The sequence below is a fragment of the Treponema sp. J25 genome (genome assembly GCF_004343725.1).
Taxonomy (GTDB): Bacteria; Spirochaetota; Spirochaetia; order Treponematales; family Breznakiellaceae; genus J25.
Window position 1 is genome coordinate 81,071 of record NZ_PTQW01000006.1, and the last position, 16,648, is coordinate 97,718.

At 52.9% G+C, this 16,648-nt stretch carries 12 protein-coding genes; 1 reads left to right on the forward strand and 11 read right to left on the reverse strand.

Features of this window, described 5'->3' with window-relative positions:
• Nucleotides 1-2: 2 nt before the first annotated feature.
• The 11 genes from C5O22_RS13580 to C5O22_RS02150 form a co-directional block, all read right to left on the reverse strand.
• The gene (locus C5O22_RS13580; protein WP_207895329.1) at nucleotides 3-644 is read right to left on the reverse strand and encodes a tetratricopeptide repeat protein; all 642 of its coding nucleotides are present in this window, start codon (nucleotides 642-644) and stop codon (nucleotides 3-5) included.
• A 12-nt stretch (nucleotides 645-656) separates the two neighbouring features.
• Nucleotides 657-1,013 (reverse strand): bactofilin family protein, encoded by a 357-nt coding sequence (locus C5O22_RS13585; protein ID WP_207895330.1) that lies wholly within the window; start codon nucleotides 1,011-1,013, stop codon nucleotides 657-659.
• Nucleotides 1,014-1,040: 27 nt separating this feature from the next.
• Nucleotides 1,041-1,826 (reverse strand): prephenate dehydrogenase/arogenate dehydrogenase family protein, encoded by a 786-nt coding sequence (locus C5O22_RS02110; protein ID WP_132779544.1) that lies wholly within the window; start codon nucleotides 1,824-1,826, stop codon nucleotides 1,041-1,043.
• Between the two features lie 91 nt (nucleotides 1,827-1,917).
• Nucleotides 1,918-3,534: an HD domain-containing phosphohydrolase gene (locus C5O22_RS02115; RefSeq protein ID WP_132779545.1), complete on the reverse strand. Its 1,617-nt coding sequence runs from the start codon at nucleotides 3,532-3,534 to the stop codon at nucleotides 1,918-1,920.
• A gap of 243 nt (nucleotides 3,535-3,777) precedes the next feature.
• Nucleotides 3,778-5,238, reverse strand: coding sequence for a glutamate synthase subunit beta (locus C5O22_RS02120; protein WP_132779546.1), 1,461 nt, complete (start codon nucleotides 5,236-5,238; stop codon nucleotides 3,778-3,780).
• Nucleotides 5,239-5,240: 2 nt separating this feature from the next.
• Nucleotides 5,241-9,971, reverse strand: a complete 4,731-nt coding sequence (gene gltB, locus C5O22_RS02125; protein ID WP_132779547.1) for a glutamate synthase large subunit — start codon at nucleotides 9,969-9,971, stop codon at nucleotides 5,241-5,243.
• A gap of 404 nt (nucleotides 9,972-10,375) precedes the next feature.
• A complete protein-coding gene (hydF, locus tag C5O22_RS02130) occupies nucleotides 10,376-11,647 on the reverse strand; it encodes a [FeFe] hydrogenase H-cluster maturation GTPase HydF (RefSeq protein WP_132779548.1) in 1,272 nt (423 codons plus the stop codon).
• Nucleotides 11,634-13,019 carry a lyase family protein gene (locus C5O22_RS02135; protein WP_132779549.1) on the reverse strand — a complete coding sequence of 462 codons (1,386 nt, stop codon included), beginning with the start codon at nucleotides 13,017-13,019 and terminating at the stop codon, nucleotides 11,634-11,636. The genes hydF and C5O22_RS02135 overlap by 14 nt, the downstream gene beginning before the upstream one ends.
• The gene (gene hydE, locus C5O22_RS02140) at nucleotides 13,012-14,184 is read right to left on the reverse strand and encodes a [FeFe] hydrogenase H-cluster radical SAM maturase HydE (protein WP_132779550.1); all 1,173 of its coding nucleotides are present in this window, start codon (nucleotides 14,182-14,184) and stop codon (nucleotides 13,012-13,014) included. The genes C5O22_RS02135 and hydE overlap by 8 nt, the downstream gene beginning before the upstream one ends.
• Nucleotides 14,181-15,620, reverse strand: coding sequence for a [FeFe] hydrogenase H-cluster radical SAM maturase HydG (hydG, locus tag C5O22_RS02145; RefSeq protein WP_132779551.1), 1,440 nt, complete (start codon nucleotides 15,618-15,620; stop codon nucleotides 14,181-14,183). Before hydG ends, hydE begins: the two co-directional genes overlap by 4 nt.
• Complete coding sequence (locus C5O22_RS02150; RefSeq protein WP_132779552.1) at nucleotides 15,595-15,876, reverse strand: TM1266 family iron-only hydrogenase system putative regulator; 282 nt, start codon at nucleotides 15,874-15,876, stop codon at nucleotides 15,595-15,597. Before C5O22_RS02150 ends, hydG begins: the two co-directional genes overlap by 26 nt.
• A gap of 342 nt (nucleotides 15,877-16,218) precedes the next feature.
• On the opposite strand from C5O22_RS02150, the gene C5O22_RS02155 reads away from it, so the two are divergent.
• Nucleotides 16,219-16,593: a VOC family protein gene (locus C5O22_RS02155; RefSeq protein ID WP_132779553.1), complete on the forward strand. Its 375-nt coding sequence runs from the start codon at nucleotides 16,219-16,221 to the stop codon at nucleotides 16,591-16,593.
• The last annotated feature ends 55 nt before the right edge of the window (nucleotides 16,594-16,648 follow it).

Genomic DNA, 16,648 nt, shown 5'->3' on the forward strand with positions numbered 1-16,648 from the left:
GGCTAACGGGGAATATTCCTATTCTGCAGGGATTGGAGCACCCGTTCTCGCCCCCGCTGAGCATCGGTTAACTGGGAGTTTAAAGAAAGGGCCCGTTCATAGGCCGCAAGGGCCCCCTGTAGTTCTCCCGCATTTTCCCGGGCAAACCCAAGCCGGTTCCACCAAAAGGCATTTCCTTGCACATAACGGACCGCTGTAGAAAGGGCAATATCGGCATGCCGGTACCGACCAAGTCGAATGTACAGTTCCCCCATGAAATAGTAGACCACATCCACCCGTCCCCCTTCTGGGGCCAGGTTGATATACTGCTGAAAATAGCGGAGGGCTTCCTGGTTATTACCCTGGTAATACCGAATTTCTCCCATAATCTCGATGAGCCGGGGATCGTACCGATACAGGGAAAGCCCCTTCTGGGCATAGGGTTCTGCTTCGTTGTAACGGTTAAGTTTGAGAAGGCTCCAGCACAGAACCACATAGGAATCGGCATTATTAGGGTTTTCTTGCAGTTCCTTTTTGCAGATAGCGATTGCCTGCTCGTAATTCCCCTGACGGTACTCTTTCAGCGCGTCCAATTTTTCCTGTGCGGGGAGAGAAAGCCCCACCGCTACGCCGAGGATGAGGCCATAGATCCACCTCTGTCGCATGGGTCCCTCGTTTTATCCTTTTTTCGTCATGGTACACTTGCCATTAAAGGTACAGCCTGTTTCCATATACACCTCTGGGGCTTCCACGTCGCCTAGAATCGTTCCCGAGGCATAGAGCTCTACCTTTTCGGAGGCCCGGACATTTCCCCGCACAAACCCCAAAACAAGCACCCGTTTCCCCGTAATAGAGGCCTCTGCCCGGGCCTCCGTATCAATAACCAGAAGATCGTGGGCAATAATTTCACCCGAAACGGTACCTCTGATAAGAAAGGGCTTATCAAATTCAATGGTCCCTGCAAACTCTATGTCTCTTGAAAGAATCGTATCAAAGTCCTCATCATCTAATCGATCATTCTGGACATCGGTCATAGTACACTCCTAGCGCTAAGGTTAAGATCAAGCGTTTTGCGGATCCTCGGTTCCTCTGGGATCCAAAGAAAAAGTTTCTCCGCTCAAAGAGGCATCTCCCAGGTCTTCCAGGGTTTTTATGATACTTTGTACCACATCCCGCCGCATTTGAGAAGCATAGGGATTAAGGGTTTGCATGTCTTCAAAGAGCTCATGGGAATCCCGCACACACTGCTTTACCACCCCGTGGAGTTTCCGATACCAGCGGGTTGCAATGGGGGTTTCGGGTAAGCCCACCCGGTACAGAGAACGCCCAATAAAATGGGTTAATGCCTGAGAATAGGCGGCCTGTCGATCGTGCTCATCACAGGACATGCGAACCACCGAAAGCCCAAAGGAAGCAAAAATATCTTCCCATTTTTGGGCCTCCGACTCAGAAAGCCTAATGGGATCCATCATGATCGCCAGCCCTTCGAGCCCTTCCCGGGCCGATTCGGGACCAAACATGGGATGGGTTGCCAATAACGGGGTACGGGGCGGCAGAATTTCCTGCATCCACTGGGAAGGTTTCAGTTTAACTGAACAGGTATCGGCCACCATTGTATGCTCCCCAAGATAGGGCGCAATCATGCTGCATACCTCGGGAACCGCCCGGATGGTCACACACAAAAAGACCGCGGGACAGGAACAGACTTCCGCGAGGGTACCCCGCCGGACTCCTTCCGGAGCCCTGATGTCTGGATCCCGATCGTAGGCTACCACCGAGAAACGTCGCGCTAATAGACCCGCCCAAAAGGAACCAAAACGTCCGAGCCCAATAATACCAACGGTCATGATAGGGAAGTATAGCGGCTTTGGGAGATAAAAAACAAGGCCAGGTTAATCAAAAGATCCTTTGATGGCTCTATCATTTTTCCTTGTTATGCTATGCATTCTTAATAGCCCGGCAAAAGGCATCGTAGACCCGCTGGTCAAAACAGCGCCCAATATAGTGCTGCATAAAATCCAGGGCTCGGCCTATCTCCATCTTAGGATGATGGGGCCGATCCGTGGTAAGGGAATCGAAAATATCCGCGATACGAATCACCATCACTTCCCAGGGGTATTCTCCTTTCTTAAGGAAATAGTAGCCCGAACCATCCATCTTTTCGTGGTGATATTTAATCAGATCCCGGATATCATCAAAAATCGTGGCCCCCTCAAGAATCCGAAACCCGATATCCGTGTGTTCCCGGAGTTCTACCGACTCATCCTCTGTAAGCTCATTGGTTTTAGCAATAAGCTCATCCTTAATACCGATTTTCCCAATATCGTGCATCATCGCGGCATAGCGAATTTTTCGTACCGTTTCGGGCATCAGTTGGAGTTCCTGCGCGGTCATCACCGCATATTTCATGACCCGTTCGGAATGTCCATGGGTATAGGCGTCCTTGGCTTCCAGGGCGTTGGTAAGGGCGCAAATAGTAGAAAAGTAACTTTTCTCTAGCTCATCCCGAATCTTACGGTTGTCTATTTCGAGGGAAAGAAAATTCACCACGATCTGAAGGGCATTCAGGTGTTCCTGGCTATATTGCTCATTGCCAGAACGGATCCGCCGAGAAAGGGTAAGCACCCCAAAGAAGGCCGTTTCGGTCATCACCGGAATAGAGATACAACTTTCGTACAGGAAGGGTTCCTCTTCCACCGTAGTAAAATAGGCATTATACCGGCGATCCGGAATAAGGAGGGCCTTCTTTTTCGCCAACACAAAACCGGATACGGCCTTTCCCCGTTCAATATACTGGGGGACCGTATCAAGATTATAAAACGAAATAGGAGTCAGAACATCCCGATATTCCAGAAAACCATAGTAAATACCATTGTCAAAGGGAATATGGACCCGGATATCATTAAAAATTTGCTGGACAATATCCGTAATGGTTGGATGATTCTTAATCCTCCCCGGATAGGTGGCCAGTTGTAAAAGTTCCTGCTGCTTTTTTTCGGCCATCAAGATAGAATAGAGATTCACCCGCAATCGATCCCCGATGGCCCGAATGTACTCAAGGGTCTCCGGGGGAGGGAGGGGACCATCCCCCGGCGCCTCTTCGTGGTGACAGAAAAAAATAATGGCCACCAGTTCACAGCCATGAATCACGGGGTATAAAAAATGTACCCTGTAGTGTTCTTTAAGAACCTGATAGATCAGGGGATCATTATTTCCATATTCGGTGTAAAAATCATCCAGGAGGGCAAAGTTGTTGTGCATAAAAAGACACGCCACAAACAGAGAATCCTCTGGAATTGCTGCAATCCCCTCCGAAAGGATTTCCCGGTACTCCCGGGATTCGCTGCGATGAACAAAAATCTGAACCTCATAGTCGGTTATTTTTTTCTTAATAAGCTGAATTGCCCCTTGAATCAAACTGGTAGTCGTCGTGTAGTTATCCAGGAGATCTATCTGTAAGCGGGTATTCAACTTTTCGATATCCCGGGTGGTAATCTTAGAAAACCGATCCTCTTCCTGGGTATTCACCTTCGCAATCGATTCTTCCCCAACCATGGAGCACCCCTTTACTTTTCATCTTTAATTAGAAATTGTAGACACTCTCTATTTTTCTGTCAATCTTTTTTACCCATTTTTTTGTATTACAAAAATATATCCAAAATCTAAAAAATCTACAAAATCTATAGTCTGCACAAAAAAGGCTGCCGTATTGGAGGGCAGCCTTTTTCACTTTTTCACCAAGAGGACTCCTGAATGAAAAAGGAGCCCTTTTTACCATCCCCCCGAGGGGGCTTATGATTATTCTCCTAAGGCCGCGATGATAGCCTCCGCTGCGGCCCGTCCATCGGCAATGGCCCGTACGACAAGGCTCGCCCCATTGCGGGAATCCCCCGCGGCCCACACCTTGGGATTAGAGGTATGGAAGGTTCCCCGGGTCCGGATATTCCCCCGTTCGTCCAGTTCAAGCCCCAGGTCTTTGACCAGACCATCCTGGACCACATGGGTAAATCCCATGGCAAGGAGTACCAGGTCTGCCCCTATCTCAAAGTCTGAACCAGGAATTTCCTGCATGGTCCAGCGGCCATCCTTTTCGATCCACTCAACTTTACAGGCCTGAAGGGCTTCCACCTGTCCATGGCGACCGATAAAGGCCTTGGTATTGATAGACCACAGCCGTTCACAACCTTCCAGGTGGGAACTTGAGGTCTTAAGCACCTTGGGCCACAGGGGCCAGGGTTCGCTGGGAGGGCGATGCTCCGGCGGCTTTGGTAATACTTCAATCTGGGTAACCCGCAGGGCCCCCTGACGATTAGCGGTTCCCACACAGTCGGCCCCGGTATCTCCACCTCCGATGACCACCACCCGCTTTCCAAAAGCATTCACCGGCTCTAGTCCATCCTCACAGGCCTCCTGTGCGCAGGTCCGGTTCTGCAGGGCGAGGTAATCCAGGGCCTGCACAATACCCTTAAGGTTCCGCCCCGGAACCATAATATCCCGGGGGTCCCGGGCTCCGATGGTAAGAAGAATGAGGTCATAGTTCTTTTCCAGATCTTTAGGATCGATCACCGTTGCATCCGATCCGAGGGTTCCAAATCCAAAACGGGCAGTTCCTACCCGGGTATTTGTCCTAAACTCAACCCCCTCAGCCTCCATCAAAGCAAGACGGCGATCAATAAAGCCCTTATTAAGTTTAAAATCGGGAATACCGTAGCGGAGATAGCCCCCTATTTTTCGATCCCCTTCAAAAACCGTGACCGTAAATCCGGCCCGATTTAAGTAATATGCCGCTGCAAGCCCTGCAGGTCCTCCTCCAACAATGGCTACTTTTTTGCCATTCCGTTTTTTGGGAGGCCGGGGCTTTACCAGTCCAAGGTCAAAGGCCTTTTCGATGACCGCCAGTTCGTTCTGGCGGATAGTTACCGGTTCATCATTGGCGCCGAGCACACAGGAGGCCTCACAAAGGGCGGGACATACCCGGCCGGTAAACTCCGGGAAGGGATTCGTATCCTCCAGAATTGCCCAGGCCCCAGCCCAATCTCCCCGATACAACCGATCCTGCCATTCGGGCATCACGTTCGATACAGGACAGGCCCAATGACAGAAGGGAACTCCACAATCCATACAGCGGGAAGCCTGCAGTTGCCGTTCTTCGTCGGGGAGAAACAGTTCCACCTCGCTATAATCGTTTATCCGCTCTTCTACGGGTCGATAACCCGCCACCTTTCGTGGTACCTTTAAGAAACCCCGTACATCACCCATACTTATGCCCTCACCGTAATATCTTCTTGTTCGCGAATTTCAAAGAGCTTGCGGTCCAACTCGGCAAGCTTCATCTGCTGCAAGGCCCGCTTGTACTCTACCGGTAACACTTTAATAAAGAGGGAGCGGAAGGAACTCCAGTTATCAAGAATGGAGCGGGCGTACTCCGATCCCGTCCAGTAAACATGTTTGCGGATCATATCCTTTACAAAGTTTTCGTCCTCTTCATTGTCAAGTCGGGATAGTTCCACCATTCCCTTGTTCAGGAAGAATTCAAAGTCCCCATCCCGGTCCAGGACATAGGCAATACCGCCGGACATACCGGCCGCAAAGTTCCGCCCCACCCGACCGAGCACCACCAGGCGCCCGCCGGTCATGTATTCAGCCCCATGGTCGCCCACACCTTCCACCACCGCAAAGGCCCCGGAGTTACGGACACAGAAGCGTTCCCCCGCCACCCCGGCGGCGTAGAGTTCCCCTGAGGTTGCCCCGTAGAGCACCGTGTTACCTACGATGATATTTTCTTCGGTTTTAAAGGTACTTCCCACCGGCGGCCGCACCACAATGCGACCTCCCGAAAGCCCCTTACCAAGGTAGTCATTGGCATCCCCCTCGAGCCGGAAGGTAATCCCCGGCGCCAGGAAGGCCCCAAAACTCTGGCCCGCGGAGCCCCGGAAATCCACGGTAACAAAATTTTCCGGCAACCCCTGGGAACCAAAGCGCTTTGAAACTTCGTAGGAAAGCATGGTCCCGACCGCCCGGTCCGTATTGTGAATCGGTAGTTCGAGGGCAATGGGAATCTTCTTATCCAGCGCCACAAGGCACTTTTCGATAAGTTTCTTGTCCAGCACCGTATCAATCTTATGAATCTGGTCATGGGTACAGTATCGATCCTGGCCTCCCGGAATATCCGCCGGTCCTTCCGGCTTGTAGAGGATATCCGACAGATCGATTCCCCGGACCTTTGGTTTATCAACCCTTCTCTGTACCAGAAGATCCGAACGCCCCACCAGTTCATCAAAGGTTCTGAAGCCAAGGCTTGCCATGATTTCCCGGGTTTCCATGGCAAGGAAGCGGAAAAAGTTAATCAGGTATTCGCTTTTTCCGGTAAAGCGCTTACGGAGTTCGGGGTCCTGGGTAGCCACTCCCATGGGGCAGGTATTTTCGTGGCACTTGCGCATCATCACACAACCCATAACGATGAGGGTGGCGGTACCAAAACCGAATTCCTCTGCCCCGAGCATCCCCGCAATGACAATATCCCGGCCACTCTTGAGCTGCCCATCGGTCATGAGCCGCACCCGTCCCCGCAGGCCGTTTAAAACGAGGGTCTGGTGGGTTTCCGCAAGACCGATTTCCCAGGGAAGCCCCGCATGGCGGATAGAACTCTGGGGACTCGCGCCGGTTCCTCCATCATAACCAGAAATCAGGATATTATCCGCGTGGGCCTTGGCAACCCCCGCAGCGATGGTCCCCACCCCGCTTTCAGATACCAGCTTCACACTGATACGAGCCCGCGGATTGGCGTTTTTAAGGTCAAAGATAAGCTGGGCCAGGTCTTCGATAGAATAGATATCGTGGTGAGGGGGCGGACTAATAAGGGTAACCCCCGGCGTGGAGTGACGGGTCTTTGCAATAATCGCATCCACCTTGTGACCGGGAAGCTGCCCCCCTTCACCGGGCTTCGCCCCCTGGGAAATCTTGATCTGGATTTCATCCGCATTGGCCAGGTATTCACTGGTTACTCCAAAGCGACCGGAGGCCACCTGTTTAATGGCGCTCCGGGCCCAGGTCCCATCGGGGCGCACCGCAAACCGCTCAGGGTCTTCCCCACCCTCCCCGCTGTTGGAACGGCCATGGATGGAATTCATGGCAATAGCGATGGTTTCGTGGGCCTCCTTTGAGATAGACCCAAAGGACATGGCCCCGGTGGTAAAGCGTTTCATGATCGATTCTACGCTTTCCACCTCTTCTATCGGGATGGGCCCCCTGGGAGCGCCCGGCACTGATCCAGGGGGAGCAAAATCCAGAAGACCCCGGATCACATGGGGAGTCTGGTTTAAGGCGTCCACCCGGCTGGTAAACTCCTTGAATTTCCGGTAATCCCCACTGCGGGTTGCCCATTGCAACAGATAGATAGTCTCAGGGTTCCAGGCATGCTTTTCCCCGTATTTTCTCCACTTATACTGGCCAAGCCCTACCAGAAGCTTCTCCGATACATCCGGCTCGCTTCCCTGCATGGTCTCGCAGGCCTTCCGGGCATCCTTGTACCAGGCGAGGGTTTCCGCTTCTAGATCCGCAAAGGAAGCCCCCCCAATGCGGTTGGTAGTTCCCCGGAAACAATAATCCACCACTTCCTGGGAAAGACCAATGGCTTCGAAGATCTGGGCCCCCCGATAAGAACGGAGGGTACTGGTCCCCATCTTCGACATAATCTTAAGGATGGCCTTGTGAATTCCCTTAAGGTAATTTTTCTCCGCGTGGAGATAGTCCCCCGTCCGAGAGGCATCGGGCCCCCGACAGAGGGCCGCTAAGGAGGCCAGGGCCCCGTAGGGCACGATGAGATCCGCCCCATATCCAAAAAGAAGGGCAAAATGCATCACCTCCCGGGGTTCTGCGGACTCCACAATAAGGCTCGCCTTCATCCGCAGCCCCGCCTTAATAAGTCCATGATGGATGGCCCCCACCGCAAGCAGGGCGGGAATTCCGCAGCGCCCCGCATCGGGATTCAGGGCCGCCTTATCAGAAATCACCAAAAGGGAAAAACCCTTTTCTACCGCCCCACAGGCCTCGGCCACAAGCCGATCCAGGGCTTGTTTTAAGGCCGAAGGCTCTTGCACACCGGCGCTGGATCCCGACGGGGCCTCACCGGCAGCTTTTCCTTGGCCGGTCCCAGGACCTATCTCTCCCCTTAGACGGGGAACATAAAACGTCGCATCCAGGGTGGTCCATTTAAAGGCCGGATCCTGCCAGGCCTTAATCCGCTCCAGTTCTGCGGGGGTCATCACGGGATTTAAAATCTTAAGCCGGTGACAGTGCTCCTCTGTCTCATCCAGAAGATTCTTCTGGGGACCCACAAAACTCGTCAGGGTCATGACCAGTTCTTCCCGGATCGAATCGATGGGAGGATTCGTGACCTGGGCAAAGACCTGTTTAAAGTAGTTGTACACCCGTTGGGGCTTTCCGGAAAACACCGCCAGGGGCGTATCGGTTCCCATGGAACTCGTGGGCTCCTGTCCCGTTTCGGCCATCACGAGGAGAAGATTTTCCCGATCCTCCCGGGTATACCCGAAGGCCCGTTCCATAAAAAGCACCCGACCTTCCTCGGTAGGATACACCAGGGGACCGGTAATACCCGTTTCGGGAAGTTTTTCCAGGGTAACCACCTGTTTCTTTACCCACTCGGCATAGGGCTTCTGGGTATACACCTGTTTCTTTATTTCCTCATCGGGGATAATCCGGCCCTGTTGGAGATCCACAATAAGGAGCTTCCCTGGCCGGAGCCGGCCCTTGTAGGCAATTTCCTCAGGGGAAAAGTCCTGGACCCCCGTCTCAGAGGCCATCACGAGGAGGCCCGATTTGGTCAGGGTATACCGGGAAGGCCGCAACCCGTTTCGGTCCAGGGTGCCACCCACGTAGTGCCCATCACAGAACACGATAGATGCGGGACCATCCCAGGGTTCCATCATACAAGCGTGGTATTCATAAAAGGCCTTTAATTCCTGAGGAATCGGGTTTTTATCGTTCCAGGATTCGGGGATCAGCATCATCAGGGCATGGGGCAAAGAACGCCCCGCCATCACCAGAAGTTCCAACGCATTATCCAGGCTCGCCGAATCGCTTCGATCCGGCTCTATCACCGGGAGGATATCTTTAAAATGGGGCCCCAGGGTGGGATGTTCAAACAGGGCCTCCCGGGCAGCCATCCAGTATCGGTTTCCCCGCACCGTATTGATTTCCCCGTTATGGGCCAGCATCCGGAAGGGCTGCGCCAGGGGCCAGGCGGGAAACGTATTAGTACTAAAGCGGGAATGAACCATGGCCACCGCGGATTTCACGCGGGGATCCGTCAGTTCCGTAAAATAGTGCCGGAGCTGACTGGACATTAACATCCCCTTATACACCATGGTTTTTGAAGAAAGGGAGGGAATATAAAAATCCTTTGCCAGGGCAAAGCGAGGATCTTCCCGGATGATTTTTTCCAGTTTTTTTCTATATATGTACAGCCGCAATTCTAGATCGGCCCCTCCTGTCCCTGCAGAAGGAACCAGGACCAGTTGTTTAATAGTAGGTTCAGCCCTACGGGCGATTAAACCAAGCACCTCAGGGTTGGTGGGAACATCCCGCCAGCCATGAATCGTAAGCCCCAGTTCGGCCGCAAGCCGTTCCATCTCCTTAACAATAAGAGAAGAAAGTTTTTCATTCCCCTTTTCTTTGAAAGCATCAGGAAAGAAGACCAACCCCGTTCCGTACATTCCCCGGGGGGGGAGCTTTTTAAACACCTCTTCATAAAACTCATGGGGAATCTGCATAAGAATCCCTGCACCATCCCCCGTCTTATTATCCGCGCTTTCCGCTCCCCGATGTTCGAGCCGTTCCAGAACCTCAAGGCCCCGTTCGACAATATCGTGGGAAGCATTCCCATTCACCTGCGCCACAAAACCAATACCGCAGGCATCATGCTCATAGTCGTGCCGATACAACCCGTATGCGTTTCGTTGATGGTCGCCCATGGCGTCTCCTTATATACCAAAAATCAGCATATTTATACAGTATTACGCAATTTTATGCAATACCACTGCATATTTTTGCAAAAAAATAAATTTTTAGCCAAAAAAAAGCCGTTACCGTAAGGAGGAACCGGTAACGGCGCTGCGCAAAACTTTTGAAAGCCCATGATACTATTCTACGATAATAGTATACTTTATTTTCTTTTAGATTTCAATCAAATCTATTAGGAATGTATATTATTTTTTGGGGGAGCACTGCAGATTCCCTCCTATCGGCTTAACCCGCATCGGGGCCCACCACCATCGCCGCGGCTCCCCCCACGCGCCTGCTTCCTTCGCCGCTTGTCTTCGCTCCCAGCCCGGTCTTTCAGCCCGGCCCACATCCCGAGCCTCCACGGCTCAGGCGATCAGGCGCTCCCCCCACGCCGGGCTTCCCCGTACTCCGGTAAGCAGGCTATTGCCCGGGGAATAAGACCGTTTGCCCAGGCAAGAAAGAGCCCGTAGTTAGTTACCGGCACTCCCCGTTCTCGAAGCTTTCTGATCCGCTCCTGCATGGTTCGGGCCGTAATCATACAGCCCCCACAGTGAATCACGAGGTCTTCAGGGCCCACATCATCGGGAATCTGACGGACCGTATAAAAGGGTGTTCGGGGGTTCACCAGGGCCGAAAAAAGCCGGGGGATCTTTACCGAAGCAATATCATCGGCCGTTCGATGATGGGAACAGGCTTCCATAACAAAGACCCGACCCCGCCGAGAAAAGTTTTTTAAGCAATCAAGACCTTCGAGGAAAAGAGAAAGTTCCCCCTTCTTCCGGGCAAAAAGTATAGAAAAACTCGTCAGGGCCTGATCTTCACCAATATCTGCCGCTACTTTAGAAAAGACCTGACTATCGGTGATTACGAGACGAGGTGGCCTGGGTAAGGAATGATACGTATCGTAGAGTTCCCGTTCTTTTACCACCGTCACCGTACAATCCCGGTCCAGGGCATCCCGAATTGTTTCCACCTGGGGCTGGATAAGACGCCCCTTTGGAGCCGCCAGATCGATAGGCACCACGAGCAGGAGGTGATCCCCTTCCTGGACCAGTCCTTCCAGAACTCCCGGTTCATGGCAAAGGCGCTCAGAAAGGGCACTCAAGGCCTTTCGTACCGCTGCGGCTCCTTCTTTCTTCTGGTTACTGATAAAAATAGGCCTATGTCCCCGCGCCTTAGCTATTTCAAGCCAACGGCCCTTTTCCTCATGGAGGGGCAGGTCACTATGGGTCACCACAACAAGGAAGGGCTTTCCCCCTTTCTCTAACTCCTCGTATAATTCCCCTTCCTCAGGGCGGGGAGGAAGATGGGCCGGGGTCACAAAAAGCGCCCCATGGGCCGTAGCAAGCCGTTGCCGGGTCCGGGCTACCCGCTGTTTACCCAGATCCCCTTCGTCATCGATCCCGGCGGTATCCACAAAGGCCACGGGGCCCAGCCCCGGCAACTCCATTTTACGGAGCACCGGATCGGTGGTTGTCCCGGGAACAGAAGACACCAGGGACACCTCCTTTTCAAATAGCTGATTGATAAGGCTCGATTTCCCTGCATTGCGGATTCCCACCACGACGATATGGAGAGAAAGAGAGACCGGACTTTCAAAAGAAGGACTCTCCGCAATGTCAGAAGATATTTCAAATTGTACCATAGGGTTCTCCCTCTTGTGCTGTCGTTTCAAGGCCTTCTACGTCTGTTTGGGAAAGGCCCACAAGCCGAAATAGTTCTTCAAGGGGAACACCCGCCTCGCTGGCTAAAGAGACCAATCGGGCGTGAAGCTCCGGGAAGTTCACCTCGGGGCGATGCGGTGGTTCCAGGACTTTCAATTTTTCATAGGGGAAAAGGGGCCGCAGGGCGTTTAACAGAGCCGGTGACGAAAGGAGATTCGTCCGACAACGGTGTATGTCTACCTCAAGACGAGGTAATAACCCCAGAGAAAGGGCATCTAAGGCCTTCACCAGATCTTCCTGGAGCGATAAAAAGGCCGCCACCATAAACGGCACAAATGGGTTTAGCTGTAAATGCCCGGACGCCGCATACTCCACGATAGTAAAGGCCTGGTAGCGACAGCGAATTGCAAGGCCCATGGCAAATTCTAGTAGGACCGGGTTGTTCTTTTGGGGCATGGCGGTAGATCCCCATTGCAGGTGGGGAAGCCTGAGCTCTCCGACCACAGTAGCAGAATAAAACATAAGATCCCGACAGAGTTTGATAAGGTTTGTCGCCACAAGGCCAAGCCCTTCTGCGACCTCGGCCATTTCATCCCGCTGAGCTATGGTATCGGTGAGGTTCTGGCTTCGTTGTATAGGAAGTCCCGTAATACGGCGTAACTCCCGTTCTGCCACAAACACATAGGCCGGCGAAGCTCCTGCGGCGGTTCCTACCGCAGTACCACCGAGGGGAACCGTTCGGGACCGTTCTTTAAGTTTATTAAGCCGCCAGCGATCCCGTTCTACTGTCCCCGCCCAGGCCGCAACCACCTGAGCAAGATCCATCGGCAGGGCATCTTGATATTCCGTACGACCCGTAATAGGGATACCCCGCCAGGTCCGTTCCCGTTCTACCAGGGCTTCTTGCAAACGGATTACCCCTTCTTCTACCGTTCGAATCACCCGTTGGATCACAATAATCGCCGCGGTACTCACCACATCATTGGTCGATTGGGAGCGGGCCCCATCATCCAGGGGATGAAACATATTCTCCTTGCCAAGTCGTCTCGAAATCTCCTGAGCAAGGACTTCACAGATATTCATATGGAGGCTCGTTCCGGCTCCCCCCTGGGCAAGATCCAACGGAAATAAATCGTTGAGGAGGCCCTCACGAATATCTTTCAGCACCGACAGGGCGATATGATATACCTCTTCTGACCAGGGATGCTCCGTTTCTTGCAAGGCCCGCAGGGTCGCTTCTTTCACCTCTGCCAGAGCCCGGAGAAAAGGATAAGGCGTAAAGCCCCATCCAAAGTTTCGGGCCGCCGCCAGGGTTTGCGGCATAGAGGAAAAGGTCTGTTCTCGATCATTCATCTCCTAACTTCTCCTTCTTCTTCCGTTGTTCCCCGAAGGAGGCTTCTCTCTGTTGTATCCCCCAGCGAAGGGCATCCCCCCGAGCCCAGGAAAGCTCAAGGCCCTGGCTCTGTACCCGACGGGAAAGGCACCCCAGGCAATGGAAGCCCGACTCATCGATACAGATTTTGCCGGGGTACAGGGCATAGTCTTTTTTATGTTCCACCGGTGTAATGTTGGGCATAAGGACATTCGCCCCTGCGGCAAGCACCATTTCCCTCCCCTCTGGATGGATAGAACCGGCGGCGGTGGTAGCCGGAATATGGCAAAGGGGCAGGGCAAGGCGAAGCAAGGCGGTGGCGCGAAGGGTCTGTTCGATGGTGCCGCCGGTCTCCGCCGCCAGGGGCGTCTCAGGATGGGGAATAAAGGGGCCTACCCCACCCATATCCATCTGGAGTTTTTGGGCCAGGAGCACATTGCGGAGCAGGGTTTCTTCGGTTTCACCGGGGAGGCCCACCATAAAACCTGACCCAAGCTGGAGACCGGCGGCACGGATATCCTCCAGGGCCCGAAGGCGGCGCCGCAGGGGAATACCATTACGCAGGCGCCGGTGCAATTCCGGGTCCGCCGTTTCAAAACGCAGGAGGTACCGGTCTGCCCCGGCGGCCCGGAGTTCTTCGTATTCCCGGCGGCTACGGATCCCAAAACTAAGAGTAAGGGCCGCCTCGGGCCCCGCGGCGGTCCGGGCTATTTCGGTTAAGCGTAGGAGTCCTTCCCCTTGCAAGGCCGGATCCTCCCCTCCCTGCAGGACAAAGGTCTTAAACCCGGCCCGCCGCCCCTCCCGAATCACCTGGGTAAGGGTTTCAAAAGAAAGCCGATACCGCCGTACCCTGCGATTATCATGCCGGATGCCACAGTACAGGCAGTTCATGGCGCAATAATTAGTTACCTCTATGAGTCCCCGGAGCAAAACCGCCTTCCCATGGATGCGGTTGGTAAGGTCCCGGGCAAGGCGACACAGTTCAGAGAGGGGAAGGCGGGCCGCTTCTCGAAGGGCCCTTGTATCCCAGGGGGAAGGCACATCAGGGGGAGGTAGTTGTCTCTCCTGCCCCGTTTCCTCCTCATCATTATGTGCAGTACCAGAGGAAAAACACCCCCGGGGATAGAAAAGTTTTTCGTCCTTCATAGATACAAATCCCGGACTCCCGCCGCAGTCTTTGACAGGGCATCGCGGAGATACTGTTGTCCCTGTGGGGTTGCTTCTCCTTGCATTTCTTCGATCAGCGCAAGGCCCTTTTCCCGGGTATGGAAGGAAGCATAATCATACAGGTATTCCGCGAAGGACACGAGCCCATTGGGTAAACAGAATTCTCGGATCAGGCCCGGTTTTGCGAGATCCATAAAATCGGCTCCTGTCCGCCCCCGACGGTAGCAGCCGGTGCAAAAACTCGGCACGTACCCATCATCGATCAGGTCGGAAATAACCTCTTCAAGAGTTCGGGTATCTCCCAGGGCAAACTGGGCTCCCGCAGCACCATGAGTACCGGCGGCACTTTTCCGTTGAGGGGTCTCTTCGTATCCTCCGGGGTCGGTACGGGAACCGGCGGATATCTGGCTTACCCCATAGGCAAGCAGTTCCCGCCGCAGTTCCGCCCGTTCCCGGGTAGAAAGGATGATCCCCACATACGGCAGGGCGATACGGAGGATGGCCACAATCTTTTTAAAGTCCTCATCAGAGACCGGGTGGGGCACCACCTCTGCCCAGGGAGCCCCCGGCGCATGTTCAATCCGGGGAACGCTCACCGTATGGGGCCCCCAGCCAAAGGTTTTTTCTAAATGACGGGCATGTTCAATAAGGGCCACCAGTTCATACCGCCAATCCCCAAGACCAAACAGGGCGCCAAGGCCAATATCGTCGCAGCCCCCTTCCATGGCCCGATCCATCACATAGAGCCGATAGCGATAGTCCGCCTTAGGCCCCGAGGGATGGGCCCGTTCATACAGTTCCGGGTCATAGGTTTCCTGAAAACACACATAGGTTCCAATCTGGGCTTTTTTCAGGGCCCGGAAACCTTCCACATCCAGCGGTGCCAGTTCTACATTAATGCGTCGTACCCGGGCGGGCTCAGAACGATTTCCATCAGCGGGAAGACGATACCGCTGGGCATAGCAGGTTTCAATCGCCTGAAGCGTATACGAAAGGGATTGTCGGGGAGATTCTCCACAAATGAGAAGGAGCCGCTTATGTCCCTGGGAAAGAAGAATCTGGGTTTGCCGGGCAATCTCTTCCTGACTGAGCACCACCCGGGGCAGGCTCTTATTATCCCGCCTGAAACCGCAGTACACACAGTTATTCACACAGTAGTTCCCCGTATACAGGGGCGCAAAGAGAACCACCCGCTTACCGTAAATAGCCTCTTTTACTTCGCCGGCCACTTGGAAAATCTTCGCTTCCTGAACCGGGTCCTGCACCGCCGCAAGGGAACTGGCTTCTTTGGCCGACAACCCCAGGAGCGCTCGGCCTTTTTGAAGGATCCGCTCTAGTTCTGCCTCCGAGGGGGGCTCCACAAGGGAAAGTTCCCGGAGCTTTCCATAATCAAGAAAAGTTTGAGGATGGTTCATGGGTCTCCTCCCGGTATCCGGTAACGATGGACTTAACCTGTACACCCTTAAGACGTCCTAAGGGACCGGTTAAGGCACTGATTTCGTCCATGGTTCCTTCCACCACCAGGGTAATCACCTGGATGCCCTTGTCCCGGAAGGGCATCCCCAGCCGACCCTGGATGATATGATTCTGGGAGGAGAGGATACGGTTTACTTCGGGCACCGATTCACGGCCCTGAATAAGAATGGCTACCACACCAATACGCTTTTCCATAGGAAACTCCTCTGGATCAGGATGGCTTGTCGCCCGGCACAGAAAACCAGGCAGAGATAACCTTGAGGTCGGGACAGTCCTCCCTCTCAGTTAGCACCTATTTTATCGATTCTTTTTTATCGAGTCAAGAAGGAGAGACAAAGGGGATAGTATGGATTACAGTACCAAAATTTAGGCGACAGCTTCATTGACAAAGAGCACGAGGTATCACTATGATGAAAACAGTTTACATAAAATCCGGAATGGATCATTTTTGCGATCGTTACGCCGCAAAAAGTGCGCCAACAACGGGTATACCTTAAGCAAGCGTTAGGTCGACATCTTCGTCGCCAGAGGATAAGCATGGAATTCCTTGGTTTGTCATTAATAACGGAAAATGTTCCAAAACTTGTTTCGTTTTATGAAAAAATATTTCGTGTAAAAGCAGAAGGAAATGAAATTCATAGTACATTACAACTGAACGGATTAGTATTATCCATATATTCAAAGGAAGCATCCATAAATGATATGGGATTTTCATATCATGAGAATGCCAATTATGGGCATACAACACTTATGTTTCTTGTTAAGAGTGCAGATGATGAATATTCATTACTGAAAGATGAAGATATAGACTTCATTACGGTACCAACTGAATATCCATGGAATACCAAAGCATTTCATTTTAGAGATCCAGATGGAAACATCATTGATTTTGTTGAGAGACTAAAAAAATGAAAGTACCCCTTTTCCCGCGAATGCCCCTTTTATTATAAAAGGAGCACTCACGGAG

Coding starts and splice junctions, on each gene's coding strand:
- C5O22_RS13585 (WP_207895330.1), bottom strand. CDS start 1,013: ATGACCGATGTCCAGAATGATCGATTAGATGATGAGGACTTTGATACG.
- C5O22_RS02150 (WP_132779552.1), bottom strand. CDS start 15,876: ATGGAAAAGCGTATTGGTGTGGTAGCCATTCTTATTCAGGGCCGTGAA.
- C5O22_RS02115 (WP_132779545.1), bottom strand. CDS start 3,534: ATGGTTGGGGAAGAATCGATTGCGAAGGTGAATACCCAGGAAGAGGAT.
- C5O22_RS02110 (WP_132779544.1), bottom strand. CDS start 1,826: ATGACCGTTGGTATTATTGGGCTCGGACGTTTTGGTTCCTTTTGGGCG.
- C5O22_RS13580 (WP_207895329.1), bottom strand. CDS start 644: ATGCGACAGAGGTGGATCTATGGCCTCATCCTCGGCGTAGCGGTGGGG.
- C5O22_RS02155 (WP_132779553.1), top strand. CDS start 16,219: ATGGAATTCCTTGGTTTGTCATTAATAACGGAAAATGTTCCAAAACTT.
- hydF (WP_132779548.1), bottom strand. CDS start 11,647: ATGGTACAATTTGAAATATCTTCTGACATTGCGGAGAGTCCTTCTTTT.
- hydE (WP_132779550.1), bottom strand. CDS start 14,184: ATGAAGGACGAAAAACTTTTCTATCCCCGGGGGTGTTTTTCCTCTGGT.
- gltB (WP_132779547.1), bottom strand. CDS start 9,971: ATGGGCGACCATCAACGAAACGCATACGGGTTGTATCGGCACGACTAT.
- hydG (WP_132779551.1), bottom strand. CDS start 15,620: ATGAACCATCCTCAAACTTTTCTTGATTATGGAAAGCTCCGGGAACTT.
- C5O22_RS02120 (WP_132779546.1), bottom strand. CDS start 5,238: ATGGGTGATGTACGGGGTTTCTTAAAGGTACCACGAAAGGTGGCGGGT.
- C5O22_RS02135 (WP_132779549.1), bottom strand. CDS start 13,019: ATGAATGATCGAGAACAGACCTTTTCCTCTATGCCGCAAACCCTGGCG.